The sequence below is a fragment of the Cobetia sp. 2AS genome (assembly GCF_029846355.1).
GTDB classification, from domain to species: domain Bacteria; phylum Pseudomonadota; class Gammaproteobacteria; order Pseudomonadales; family Halomonadaceae; genus Cobetia; species Cobetia amphilecti.
Genome location: NZ_JARWKQ010000001.1, coordinates 585,844 through 599,037 on the forward strand (window position 1 = coordinate 585,844; position 13,194 = coordinate 599,037).

Genomic DNA, 13,194 nt, shown 5'->3' on the forward strand with positions numbered 1-13,194 from the left:
TATTTTAAATAGGAATGATTGTTATTTTTGTTGTGATCGGCGGCTATCTTGTCGGCAAACTGGTTGCCCAGGTCGCAATTCGACGTTTTCGGTGGGGTCCCCGCTTCACATCGTTCTGATACAGGACTAAAATGGTCCCCAATTAATCTTCCCGTGGTGGAGGCCAGCATGCTGAAGCTTTCCAAGATGACCGATTATGCCGCTGTCGTGATGGCGCGCATCGCCCGCGAGCCGGACTCGGCCCATGCGGCGATCGATCTGGCCGAAAGCGTGCAGTTGCCGCATCCCACCGTGAGCAAGACGCTCAAGGCGCTGGTGCGGGCAGGGCTGCTTGAGTCGCGGCGCGGTGCGCTGGGCGGTTATCGCCTGGCACGCCCGGCCAGTCAGATCACGGCCAGCGACATCATCAGCGCCATCGAAGGCCCGGTGGCCGTGACCGAATGCAGCCACGCCGACGGCGATTGCGAGCTGGTCAACACCTGCGGGGTGGCCGACAACTGGCAGCGCGTCTCGTACGCCATCAGTGAGCTGCTGGGCAGCGTGACGCTGGCGCATCTGGCGTCATCCGCGCCACTGCGCATGCCGGTGCAACTGCCGATTCAGGCCATCAGCCTGTACGGGGATGACGAGCCGCCCCCCATGGCCACGGCAGCCAACAGCACCGGCAAACGCTGAATCCGTTGCCGCGCGACACACGTCGCCGGGGCAACACGAACATTCGAACTTCGCTGCGATTCGGGCGGGGTGATCAGGCATCTGAACAGACCCGGAGCTCTCCGGGAGAGGAGACCAGCATGGCGAGCCAGGAGATGGAGCAGCTTGTACAGCGCGAGTACAAGCAGGGCTTCGTGACCGATATCGAGAGCGACACCATTCCGCCGGGACTGGATGAAAGCGTGATTCGCTTCATCTCGGCCAAGAAGGGTGAGCCGGAGTGGATGCTGGAGTGGCGTCTGGATGCGTATCAGCAGTGGCTGAAGATGAAGGCGCCGTCCTGGGCCCACCTGGATTATCCGGAGATCGACTATCAGGCGATTTCATACTTCAGCGCCCCGAAGAAGCCGGAAGACCGCCCGCAGAGTCTGGATGAGGTCGACCCCAAGCTGCTCGAGACCTACGAGAAGCTGGGTATCCCGCTGCACGAACGTGCCGCACTGGCGGGTGTCGCGGTCGACGCGGTCTTCGACTCCGTGTCCGTGACCACCACCTTCAAGAAGGAGCTGTCCGAGGCGGGCGTCATCTTCTGCTCCATCTCGGAAGCCATCCAGGACTACCCGGAGCTGATCAAGCAGTATCTCGGTACCGTGGTGCCCAAGGCAGACAACTACTTCACCGCGCTGAACGCGGCCGTCTTCACCGATGGCTCCTTCGTGTTCGTGCCGGAAGGCGTGACCTGCCCGATGGAGCTTTCCACCTACTTCCGCATCAACGCCGCCAACACCGGCCAGTTCGAGCGTACCCTGATCATCTGCGAGAAGCAGGCTCAGGTCTCGTATCTGGAAGGCTGTACCGCGCCACAGCGTGATGACAACCAGCTGCACGCCGCCGTGGTCGAGCTGGTGGCACTGGAAGACGCCTACATCAAGTACTCCACCGTCCAGAACTGGTATCCGGGCGATGAAGACGGCAAGGGCGGCATCTACAACTTCGTCACCAAGCGTGCCGACTGCCGTGGTGACCGCTCCAAGGTCTCCTGGACCCAGGTCGAGACCGGCTCCGCGATCACCTGGAAGTACCCGTCGTGCATCCTGCGCGGCAAGGACAGTGTCGGGGAGTTCTACTCCGTCGCCGTCACCAATGGCCGTCAGCAGGCGGACACCGGTACCAAGATGATCCACATCGGTGAGGGCACCAAGTCCACCATCGTCTCCAAGGGCATCTCGGCCGGTAACTCCGAGCAGTCCTATCGTGGTCTGGTCAAGATCGGCCCGCGGGCCAAGGGCGCGCGCAACTTCACCCAGTGTGACTCGCTGTTGATCGGCGACCGCTGTGGCGCGCACACCTTCCCGTATCAGGAAATCGGCAACGCGACGGCTACCGTCGAGCACGAGGCGACGACCTCCAAGATCGGCGAAGATCAGCTGTTCTACTGCCGTCAGCGCGGCATCAGCGAGGAAGATGCGGTCAACATGATCGTCAATGGCTTCTGCAAGGACGTCTTCCAGGAGCTGCCGATGGAGTTCGCCGTCGAGGCCGAGGCGCTGCTCAACGTCACCCTTGAAGGCGCCGTCGGCTGATCCCGCCGTCCCTTTCGCATTCACCCCATTCTTGAGGGCCGCTCGCGGGCGGCCTGTCAGCAAAAGGTATCAACATGCTCGTAGTCAAAGATCTGCACGTTTCGGTGGAAGGCAAGGAAATCCTCAAGGGTCTCGATCTGACCATCAACAAGGGTGAAGTCCACGCCATCATGGGCCCGAACGGCGCAGGCAAGTCCACGCTGTCTTCCGTGATCGCCGGCAAGGACGGCTATGAAGTGACCTCGGGCACCATTACCTATGAAGGTGAGGATGTGCTGGAGATGGAAGTCGAAGAGCGTGCGCGTGCCGGCATGCTGCTGGGCTTCCAGTACCCGGTGGAAATCCCGGGGGTCAAGAACGTCTACCTGCTCAAGGCGGCGCTGAACGCCAAGCGTGAAGCCGAAGGCCTGGGCGAGATTCCGGCCCCGGAATTCATGAAGCTGATCCGCGAGAAACTGGCCTTCATGCAGATGGACGCCAGCTTCCTGCAGCGCGCCGTCAACGAAGGCTTCTCCGGCGGTGAGAAGAAGCGCAACGAGATCCTGCAGATGCTGGTGCTGGAACCGAAGCTCGCCATGCTCGACGAGATCGACTCCGGCCTCGACATCGATGCCCTCAAGGTCGTCGCCAAGGGCGTCAACTCGCTGCGCAACGAAGACCGCGCCGTGCTGATGGTCACCCACTACCAGCGTCTGCTCGAGCACATCGTGCCGGACCAGATCCACGTGCTGATGGATGGCCGCATCGTCAAGTCCGGTGACAAGTCGCTGGCACTCGAACTCGAAGCCCAGGGCTATGACTGGCTGCAGGAGGAAACCGCGTAATGACAGCACTTGCTACCGCGTCCGTCCCCGGCAGCGAAGCCTTCGCCAGCGAATTCGCTGCCCGCAAGGCTCGCTTTGCGGCCGATCCAAGCTGGATGGCCGCCCGCCGTCAGGCCGGCATCGCCCGCTTTGAAGCCCTCGGCCTGCCGACCCGCAAGGTCGAGGCCTGGAAGTACACCGACACCCAGGCACTGGGTCGTCAGCAATATCGTCTCGCCGACGATGCAAGCCTCGCGCCGGCCGTGAAGGATGCGCTGGCTCTCGACGTCGACGCCTACCGTCTGGTGTTCGTCGATGGCCTCTACAATGCCGAGCTGTCCGATGTGGCAGACCTGCCCGACACCGTGCGTGTCGTGCCGCTGTCTGACGCCATCGTCAATCAGCCGGAAGTCATCGGCGGCTCGCTGAACCGCCTGACCGGCATCGATTTCACGCCGTTCGTGGCGCTGAACTCCGCCTTCACCGAAGAGGGTGCGGTGATTCAGGTCGGCCCGCGCACGGTGCTCGCCAAGCCGGTCTACGTGCTGTTCCTGTCGCGTGCCGCCGTCGAAGGCCAGCCCGTGACCATGAGCCACCCGCGTCTGCTGGTGCAGCTGGGCAGCCGCGCCGAAGCCAGCGTGATCGAGCATCACATCGGTGAGAGTGGCGCGACCAACTTCACCAACATGGTCAGCGAAGTGATGCTGGAGCGCGGCGCCGTGCTCAATCACTACAAGCTGGGCGAAGCCGCCACCGGCGAGACGCATATCGCCTCGCTGCAGGTCGAGCAGCCGCGTGACAGCCAGTATCGCTCCATCAACCTGAACACCGGTGGTGGTCTGGTGCGCAACGACATCGTCTGCGACCTGAACGGCAACAACGCCCATGCACGCCTCGATGGCCTGTTCTTCGGTCGTGATCGCCAGCACGTGGACACCCACTCGCTGGTCAATCACAACGAGGCACTGACGTTCTCCGACGAGAACTACAAGGGTATCCTGGCCGACCGCGCCCGCGGCGTCTTCAATGGCCGCGTGCTGGTCAAGCGCGACAGTCAGCAGATCGAGGCGCATCAGAACAACGCCAACCTGCTGCTGTCGGACCGCGCCGAGATCAACACCAAGCCGGAACTCGAGATCTACGCCGATGACGTCAAGTGCTCCCACGGCACCACGACCGGTCAGCTCGACGAGACCGCCGTGTTCGCGCTGCGCGCCCGTGGCATCGATGAGCAGACCGCCCGTGGCCTTTTGACCCTGGCCTTCGCCAACGAAGTCATGACCGGTCTGGGCATCGACGCCATCGCCGAGCGCATCGAGCGCAGTGTCGCGGGACGCCTGCCGTCACGCTTCCACCTCGATGAGCTGGTCGATCTCAGCGTCGAGCTGGGCGGTGGCGCCGTGGCGGTGGCACGTGATGAGGACTTTGCATGAGCGCACTCGACAACCTGATGCTCGACGTCGTGCGGGTACGCGAGGATTTTCCGATCCTCGAGCGTCGCGTACATGGTGATGTGCCGCTGATCTATCTGGACAGCGCCGCCACCAGCCAGACGCCGACCGCCGTCATCGACGCGATGAGCGACTACTACCGCAAGACCAATGCCAACATCCACCGGGGTCTGCATACCCTGGCGGATGAGGCGACGGCGGCCTTCGAAGGTACGCGTGAGAAGGTGCGCAGCTTCATCAATGCGCGCCTGACGCGGGAAGTCATCTTCACGCGCGGCACCACCGAGGCGATCAATCTGGTCGCCAACAGCTGGGGAGCCAACTGGCTGAACGCCGGTGATGAAGTGCTGATCTCGGTGATGGAGCATCATGCCAACATCGTGCCGTGGCAGCTTCTGGCCGAGCGTCTCGATATCGTCATCAAGGTCATCCCGTGTGACGACGATGGTGTGCTCGACATGGCGGCCTACCGCGACCTGCTGGGCGAGAAGACGCGCCTGGTCTGCGTCAATCAGGTCTCCAACGCCCTGGGCAGCATCAACCCGGTGGCCGAGATGGCGACGCTGGCACACGCTCACGACGCGCTGATTCTGGTCGATGGTGCCCAGGCGGTACCGCATCAGCAGGTCGATGTGCGCGAGATCGATGCTGACTTCTATGTCTTCTCGGGCCACAAGATGTACGGCCCGACCGGCATCGGTGTGCTCTACGGCAAGGAAGCGCTGCTGGAGGCGATGCCGCCGTGGCAGGGTGGTGGTGAGATGATCCGCACGGTGTCGTTCGAGAATGGCACCCTGTTCGCGGACCTGCCGCACAAGTTCGAGGCCGGCACGCCGCCCATCGCCGAGGTCATCGGACTGGGCAAGGCCATCGACTGGCTGGACTGCACCCACATGGCGCTGATCACGCGCTGGGAACAGCAGCTGATGCGCCATGCCAGCGAGCGCATGCGCGAAGTGGACGGCCTGCGCATCATCGGCAACTCGCCTGACAAGGCGGGCGCGATCTCCTTCGTGGTCGATGGTGCCCACGCCCAGGATATCGGTCTGCTGATCGACCAGCTGGGGGTCGCCATCCGTACCGGCCACCACTGCGCGCAGCCGGTGCTGCGTCGCTTCGGTGTCGACGCCACCTGTCGGGCTTCCTTCGCGGCCTACAACACGCCGGAAGAGATCGACATGTTCGTCGATGCCCTGCAGCGTGTGCTGACCATGGTGCGCTGAGCACCACCCTGCGGTGGCCCTGACGGGCGCTGATCAATGAGGCTCGCGCATGGCGGGCCTCATTGGTATCGGCCCTTGCCAGGGGATGTTGTCACCCGCACGTCTTGAGTGAACCAACAGAATTCACGAGCCGCATGCCTGTCATGCGGCTCGGCAAGGAGAGGGCATGAGCCACACTGAAGACCAGCTGGCCAGCCTCGGCAAGGGCCAGAAGATGCCGTTGCAGCGGGACGTGGAGGGCATCTCGGTACCGTTCGGCAAGTCGGTGACCCTGCACGAGGACTCGGTGGTCGAAGTCATGCAGGCCAAGGGCGGCACCGTCAGCGTCGCCTTCGAGGGTCGCATGTACCTGATCGAGAGCTTCAGCCTCGATGCGCTGGGGCTGGACGCCGTGCCGCGTCCGCATCTGCCGGCCGGCCAGAGCGATGCCGACATCGAGGCCTTCGTCTGGGCCCAGCTGCGCACCTGCTTCGACCCCGAGATCCCGGTCGACATCGTTGAGCTGGGGCTGGTCTATGGCTGTCGTATCGATACCCTGATCAGCGGCGAGAAGATGGTCAATCTCAAGATGACGTTGACCGCGCCGGGCTGCGGCATGGGCAACGTCATCGCCGAGGACGCCAAGCGCAAGATTCTCGGCGCCGAGGATGTCTCCAAGGTCCACGTCGAGATCGTGTTCTCGCCTGCCTGGTCGCGCGAGATGATGAGTGAGGATGCCCGCCTGGAACTGGGCATGTTCTGAGCATCATCAGCGCGCCTTTGTCGTCTGCTGTTGTCGCCCTTTATTGTCTGCGGCTCCCTGGAGGCCTTTCATGGCCGTCAGTCGCAGTAACACTTGGGTGAGATGCAGCAAACGCAACCGGATGGGCGGGAACCTCTCGTCCATCCGGCTATCCAATTCACGTTGCTGAGCGTCCGGGCAAGTTGCTGCCTCGGGCCGCGTCGGCACGTCCGTTTGACGGTTTCCCGTATCACCTGCCTCAAGGAAGACTCCCCAATGCGATTCCAGACTGCGCTGCGCACCCTGACCGCCACCCTGATCCTGAGCGCCGCTGCCAGCGCGCAGGCCGCCTGGAAGCTGGATGGCGACGTCTCGCAGCTGAGCTTCCAGACCACCAAGATGGCCAAGTCGGGCGCCAGCACCGTCGAGACGGATGCTTTCACCTCCTGGCGGGCGCGCGTCAATGACGCCGGTCAGCTGTCGGTGGAGATCGACCTCGACTCCGCCAGTACCGGTATCGACATTCGTGACCAGCGCGTCAGCGAGAAGCTGTTCGAGTCCGGCACCTATCCGTTGGCCGTGATGACCGCCAGTCTCGACATGCCGACCCTCAAGGTGATGGAGCCGGGCGACACTCAGAAGGTGGATGTCGAAGGCCAGCTGACGCTGCACGACAACACCCAGAACCTGCCGATGAGCCTGCAGGTGACGCGCCTGCGCGGCGATCGCTGGCTGGTGCAGACCCTCACGCCGGTGATGGTCGATGCTGAGCAGTTCGCGCTGGTCGATGGCATTCGCACCCTGCGTGACCTGGCCGGGCTTGGCAACATCGCGACCCAGGTGCCAGTCAACGTCAAGGCCGTGATGGTGCAGGAAGACTGAGCGGAGTCACCCGCATGCGTGGCCGGGGAACAGTCAGTGCTGGCAGAGCCTCGGCCGCTTGGGTAGGCTGGGCGCTCATGCCTGCACGATGTGACGGTAACGGCAGGAAAGACAGGCAGGGATGGGCGTGAGGAAGAGATGCAGCGAGTGATCATGCGGGCTGGCTGGACCATCGTCGGTCTGCTGGCCGCCGGTGCAATGACGGTGGTCGGGCTCAACCTCTGGGTCGTGATGGCAACGCACGATCGCATTGCCACGTCACCGCTGACCTGTCAGAGCCGTGAGGTGGGGATCGTGTTCGGCACCTCCCACGGCCTGGTGGGCGGGGGCAGCAATCCGCACTATCAGGCGCGCCTCGATACCGCCGCCCAGCTCTACCGCCTGCGCCGCGTCTCCAACCTGCTGCTCTCGGGAGACAACCGTACGCGTTACTACAATGAGCCGATGACCATGTGGCGTGATCTGCGAGCGCGCAACGTGCCGCAGGAGTTCATGACGCTCGATTACGCGGGCTTCTCCACCTTCGATACCCTCGTACGAGCGCACAAGGTCTTCGGTGTCGACGAGGCGGTGCTGGTCACCCAGCCGTGGCATTTGCCACGTGCGCTTTTCATCGCCGATGCGCTGGGCCTGGAGGCGGTAGGCTGCCCGGCCATCTCCGAGCGCCAGCCGCCGGGGCTCAAGCTGATGCTGCGCGAGTGGCTGGCCCGTGCGGCGACAGTGGGTGATCTCTACCTGTGGGGGCGCAAGCCGCGCTTCCTCGGACCGCAGGAGTCGCTGCCGACACCGGTGTTGTCATCGCACTCATCATCGCAGCCCTCATCTTCGCATCCCTCGTCATCTCACTCCTCAGACAAGCACGTGATGTCGCCGCGGGAGAACTCCGTGACAGCCGGGGCAGGGCAGCAGGCCGCTGTCAGTCGTGATGTGGCGGATGGAGTGGAAGTGGCGGATGGAGTGGATGTGGCGGATGGAGTGGATGTGACGGATGAAGAGAACGCTGCCGACACGCCGGACCCGCATGCCCTCGCGCGTCAGGCGCAGGCAAGCCTGCTGGCCAGTCTGCCCAGGGTGAAGCAGGCATTGCTCCAGTGGCTGCCTGTCAGGTCTGATACGAACTAGCCGCGCACTGGTCTCGCCAGACGCACAGGGTCAATACGAAGACGCCCCGCACTTCCTTTGGAAGGCGGGGCGTCTTGCGTTCACGGCCTGGCGGCGGGCAGGTGGCTAGCCGGCGCGGCGGCGAGCGGCCTGACCTGTCTGGTGACGGTACAGCTCGCGGATCAGATGGCGGCAGTTGTGGAAGATGCCTTCCAGTACCTTTTCCATGCTGTCAGGCAGCGGATGCGTGAAGGCGGTCGAGCAGGCCTGCATCAGGACGCGTTCCTGTTCGAGCAGCTCGTTGATCAGCACCTGATTGTCATTGCCGACGATGCTCTTCAGGCGACTCCACAGCCACATGTAGTCATCGCGCTCGACATCGGCGTCGCGCGGCATCAGGCTCAGATGCTTGCGTGTCTCGACTTCCAGGGCCTGTTTGAGCTCGACACGGCTCGCATAGAAGGGCTCGAAGGCCTTCAGGAGCGCGGGACGCAGCCGTTCGGCGTTATCCTCGAAATAATCAAGACTGTCTGCCAGGGCTTCCTGGACGCTATCCATCGCCACCTGGCGATTGTCGAGAAACATGGGCGGTCACCTCCTCCGTCAGAAGAGATTGTGCGGGTGAAAACAGTGTTTTTCTACCCCTGAAGGGCAGAAAGTCAGGATATTTATTCCCGCACTGTCAATCCCTGCAGTTTACGACAATACAATGACGTTCTGGTGACGATCATCGTTGCCTTTCAGGCGCTGGCCTTGCCCTGTTTTCGTCGCTCACGCTCGTACACGCGCGGCCATCTGACCCAGAAACGCCAAGGGTGCAGTCATGACGACCTGCACCCTTGATCAAGCGTTGCCCGCAATGCTCTCAGGCTTCAGCCCTAAGGCTCAAGCCCTCAGCCCTTGGGCTTGGGCGGAATCTTCTTGGCCGGCGCGGCGGACTTGGCGATGTGATCGATGATCAGACCGGCGATGTCCTTGCCGGTGGCCGTCTCGATGCCCTGCAGGCCCGGCGAGGAGTTCACTTCCATTATCACCGGGCCATGATTGGCGCGCAGCAGGTCGACACCGGCGACGGACAGGCCCATGGCCTTGGCGGCGCGGATGGCGGTGGAGCGCTCTTCCGGCGTGATGCGGATCTCGCTCGCGGTGCCACCACGGTGCAGGTTGGAGCGGAACTCGCCATCGGCCGCCTGACGTTTCATGGACGCCACCACCTTGTCACCCACCACCAGGCAGCGGATGTCGGCGCCACGCGCCTCCTTGATGTATTCCTGCACCATGATGTTGGCTTTCATGCCCATGAAGGCCTGGATCACGCTCTCGGCGGCCTGGTTGGTCTCGGCGAGTACCACGCCGATGCCCTGGGTGCCTTCCAGCAGCTTGATGACCAGCGGCGCGCCCTTGACCATGGTGATCAGGTCGGGGATGTCATCCGGCGAATGCGCGAAGCCGGTGACCGGCAGGCCCAGCCCCTTGCGCGACAGCAGCTGCAGGGAGCGCAGCTTGTCGCGGGAGCGGGAGATGGCCACGGAATCATTGACCACGTAGGTGCCCATCATCTCGAACTGGCGCAGCACGGCGCAGCCATAGAAGGTGACGGAGGCACCGATGCGCGGCACGACGGCATCGAAGTGCTCGATCTCGGCGCCCTTGTAATGGATGGACGGGCGGTGCGAGGCGATGTTCATGTAGCAACGCAGCGTGTCCACCACGCGCGCGGTGTGGCCACGTGCCTCGGCGGCCTCGATCAGGCGACGGGTGGAGTAGAGGCGTGAGTTACGCGACAGGATACCGATATGCATGAAATCCTCCGGAGCCGAATGGGCCAGACAGAGATAGGAATGAATCAGAAGAAGACTGACGTGATGCCCGTCAGGAGGCGTGGTATTCGCCGGTGAAGCCCTTGTCGTCTCGAGGCGTCACGCGATGCAGATGGCACCGGGGCCAGCGTCTTGGGGCGAGATGCCGAAGCATGCCGCCGCGCGCCTGGCTGGTGCCGTCAGGGTTCGCCATGCAGATAGGCGGCGCCCGGTGCGACCAGCAGGCGACGCAGGGCACGGCGCCCCAGCAGAATGGGGTGACGCATCTGGGAGCGGTCCACCAGCGTCATGTCGATATCGTAGTCAAGGCCGGCCAGCTTCATGCGCGAGCGAATCGCGTAGCGCCACTCGGCCTGACCATTGGATGAGCGCACGCGGCGGCGATCATGCACCGGCGTCTCGACCGTATGCGGCGGGGAGTCGCTACCGCCGGTCCGGGTGATGAAGCGAACCCACAGATCATCGTTGTGTTCGAAGACCTCGATGCTCTCGGCATGCAGCGCACTGGAATGCGCACCGGTGTCGATCTTGGCATTGAGGTGCAGCTTGAGTTCCGGCAGCTCGATCAGCTCACGCCGACCCACCACGCCCCGCGGACGAAAGCCCAGCAGGTCATGATTCAGTGTCTTGAGATCGAGGGGCGGTGCCTTGTCGATGTGATGACGCGAAGTGTTCTTGTGATGCGACATGTTTCATCCTGAATCAGAGGGCGTGAGCGAAGCGGGCAGCGGCTCACGGCATGAAGACACCGGGCAGGCGCGGCACAGCGTAATGTGCGTTGCCGGCATGGCGGGGTAATGGCCAGGCGGGCGCGCAGCATAGTCACTTAACGTACTGACAGCAATCCTTGCTGAAGCCTCTTTTTTCGCCTCACGAAGCGGGGGATGACGGTGGCGCGGACAGCGCCCGGCAAAACCGCCCCGGGCACGCGGTCATGGCACGCGGTGATGGCGCGCTTTCATCGCCGCCGGACGCCTCGCTTGCGGGCGCTGGACAAGTCACCCACGGCCACAGGCGCGGGTGGCGTCGTGCCGGTGGCGCGTTGCCGCGCGCCCTGTTCACCGGTGCTGATCAGCCCCGATTCCATGCCTTGAGCAAGTGTCCGATCGAGTGTCTGTTCAAGTGTTCGATCAAGTGTCGTGGGTTATGCGCATGATCTCAAGCACTGTCACCTGCGGGCATGCCCGGCGTCAATGACGCGGGGCAGGATTGCCGGTTTCGGCCTGGCGGGTCAGGGCGGCAAGCGCCTGACCCAGCGGGCTGTCCGCACTTGCGTTGCGCAGCGTCATCAGCACCGGCAGACGCAGACGCGGAATCAGGGCGAGGTCGCGGGCCAGGGCAGCGAAGTTGGCCTGCGGGCAGCTGGCCAGGCGGGTCAGGAAGGCCGGCAGACGTTCGGCATCTTCCAGATGGGCGTAGCCGCGCGCGGCGATCGCGACCAGCACGTCGACATTGACGGCCTCGTCGTCGGCCAGCAGGGCATCGATCCACTCCGCCGCCGCAGGGCGTGGGCTGACACCGGCAGCCCGCAGGCAGGCGCACAGCGTCTCCAGATCCCCCAGGTCACGTGCAGCCTGACCACGCGCGATCAAGGCGGTGAGCAGCTCGGTCTCGTATTCCTCCGGCAGCGGGGCGGCCAGCTGGGCATGGGCGGGCGGTGCCTGCTCCAGACACAGCGCGATGGCGCGCAGCGGCGTGTCCGGCAGGTCAGCCAGACGCTGCACGAAGGCCGCGGCAAGCTCGCTGGACAGCTCGCCGCGCCGTGTCAGCACGTCGGCGATGCCCTGCAGACCGAGTGACGGCCAGTCATCCAGCGGTAGCTGGGCGGTGAGATACTGCTCGGCGAGCTCGTAGTACTGGCTGGCAGGGCGGTCGCAATCGAGACTGGCACGGGCGTGCAGCATGGCGCGCAGGCTGTCATCCGGCGTGAAGGCCAGCGGATTGTCCTGCATCAGATTGTCGATCTTGCCTGCCTCGGCCTGCTGGAGATCAGGCCGGCCGACGGTCAGCGCCGTCTGACCCAGCGTCGTGATCAGGCGTTCGAGGAAGGCATCGCGTTGTGCGGGGGACAGGCGGCCTTCCTCATCCAGCGGCAGGGCCAGAAACCACACCAGCGGATCGTCGAGCCCGGCCGGACGGAACACGCATGCCAGGCGTGCCTGGCCCTTGAAGGGCTGCTCCCAGGGCTGCTGTTCGGTCTCGAAGGCTTCCAGTAGCTCAAGACTGAGCGGCGCCAGGGTGCGACCCAGGTGATAAAGGTGCAGCTCGGCGCCGGTGCGTGTGAAGAAGTTGCTCAAGGAAGAGAGAGGAGTCATGAGGCTCACCACGGCTGTGTCTCCACCACGCCTTGGCTTGGCGTGCGGAAGAATGGGAGAAAAGAGTCTTGTCGAGCATCATTGCCAGGCGTGGCATGTGTCGTTGAGTGACAGCTGCCGGCGCGTGACATGTGCCTGAGCATGTCTGGAATGGCAGCGACTTTAGCGATTCACCGGCTGTCATGCCACCCGCTGGCGTGTGCTGGCGGCCAGAGGGAAGAGGGCGACCTGTCCCTATTATGGCCGCTCTTTCGACCCGTGACGGCTTGACAGATGACGCGGCACCTCAAGTCCCGCTGAGCGTTTTACAGGTTGATGATTTTTTGATCAATTTTCGTCATCCCACGGCTGGCGCGGCTTGCAGCGTGACCGAGACGGGTTATCCACAGCATCGTCCACGGATGGCGTGAATAACTGTCATCCACTTGTCGTCAGGCTGACATCTAGCGCTGCAGGTGGCCCAGACGGCGCCACTGGCCCGCCATGACAGGCATGCTAGAATCGCGCTCATTGACAGAATTGCTGTCTTATTCCTTCTGGTTATGTCCTTAAGGGATGAAATGATTGGGAATGCGGGGCAGTCCCGTTATCCTATACAACCAAATCACATATAAAAGGCTGTGCTTATACCTGTTCTGTTG

Annotated in this window: 12 protein-coding genes; 8 read left to right on the forward strand and 4 right to left on the reverse strand. The window is 63.4% G+C overall.

The window, feature by feature from the left end; translation table 11 throughout:
- Positions 1-168 precede the first annotated feature (168 nt).
- The 8 genes from QD356_RS02500 to QD356_RS02535 all read left to right on the forward strand — a co-directional run bounded on the left by QD356_RS02500 (position 169) and on the right by QD356_RS02535 (position 8,439).
- A complete protein-coding gene (locus QD356_RS02500; protein ID WP_192837877.1) occupies positions 169-675 on the forward strand; it encodes an SUF system Fe-S cluster assembly regulator in 507 nt (168 codons plus the stop codon).
- A gap of 119 nt (positions 676-794) precedes the next feature.
- Positions 795-2,237 (forward strand): Fe-S cluster assembly protein SufB, encoded by a 1,443-nt coding sequence (gene sufB, locus QD356_RS02505; protein ID WP_054557094.1) that lies wholly within the window; start codon positions 795-797, stop codon positions 2,235-2,237.
- A gap of 74 nt (positions 2,238-2,311) precedes the next feature.
- A complete protein-coding gene (gene sufC, locus QD356_RS02510; RefSeq protein WP_043335213.1) occupies positions 2,312-3,061 on the forward strand; it encodes a Fe-S cluster assembly ATPase SufC in 750 nt (249 codons plus the stop codon).
- A complete protein-coding gene (sufD, locus tag QD356_RS02515; RefSeq protein WP_192837878.1) occupies positions 3,061-4,473 on the forward strand; it encodes a Fe-S cluster assembly protein SufD in 1,413 nt (470 codons plus the stop codon). Before sufC ends, sufD begins: the two co-directional genes overlap by 1 nt.
- Positions 4,470-5,714, forward strand: a complete 1,245-nt coding sequence (locus QD356_RS02520; protein ID WP_153635361.1) for a cysteine desulfurase — start codon at positions 4,470-4,472, stop codon at positions 5,712-5,714. The genes sufD and QD356_RS02520 overlap by 4 nt, the downstream gene beginning before the upstream one ends.
- Before the next feature lie 166 nt (positions 5,715-5,880).
- Positions 5,881-6,456, forward strand: coding sequence for a putative Fe-S cluster assembly protein SufT (gene sufT, locus QD356_RS02525; protein WP_043335218.1), 576 nt, complete (start codon positions 5,881-5,883; stop codon positions 6,454-6,456).
- Between the two features lie 255 nt (positions 6,457-6,711).
- Positions 6,712-7,317 carry a YceI family protein gene (locus tag QD356_RS02530; protein WP_192837879.1) on the forward strand — a complete coding sequence of 202 codons (606 nt, stop codon included), beginning with the start codon at positions 6,712-6,714 and terminating at the stop codon, positions 7,315-7,317.
- Positions 7,318-7,455: 138 nt separating this feature from the next.
- Entirely contained in the window at positions 7,456-8,439 is a 984-nt protein-coding gene (locus QD356_RS02535; RefSeq protein ID WP_192837880.1) for an ElyC/SanA/YdcF family protein, read from the forward strand.
- A 105-nt stretch (positions 8,440-8,544) separates the two neighbouring features.
- Here QD356_RS02535 and QD356_RS02540 read toward each other — a convergent pair whose 3' ends face one another.
- The 4 genes from QD356_RS02540 to QD356_RS02555 form a co-directional block, all read right to left on the reverse strand.
- On the reverse strand, positions 8,545-9,003 hold the full coding sequence (locus QD356_RS02540) for a hypothetical protein (protein WP_043335223.1): 459 nt from the start codon (positions 9,001-9,003) through the stop codon (positions 8,545-8,547).
- Between the two features lie 308 nt (positions 9,004-9,311).
- Positions 9,312-10,220 (reverse strand): 30S ribosomal protein S6--L-glutamate ligase, encoded by a 909-nt coding sequence (gene rimK / locus QD356_RS02545; RefSeq protein WP_043335225.1) that lies wholly within the window; start codon positions 10,218-10,220, stop codon positions 9,312-9,314.
- Positions 10,221-10,417: 197 nt separating this feature from the next.
- Entirely contained in the window at positions 10,418-10,927 is a 510-nt protein-coding gene (locus tag QD356_RS02550; RefSeq protein ID WP_082388802.1) for a RimK/LysX family protein, read from the reverse strand.
- Between the two features lie 501 nt (positions 10,928-11,428).
- The gene (locus QD356_RS02555) at positions 11,429-12,553 is read right to left on the reverse strand and encodes a DUF3549 family protein (RefSeq protein WP_192837881.1); all 1,125 of its coding nucleotides are present in this window, start codon (positions 12,551-12,553) and stop codon (positions 11,429-11,431) included.
- Positions 12,554-13,194 lie beyond the last annotated feature (641 nt).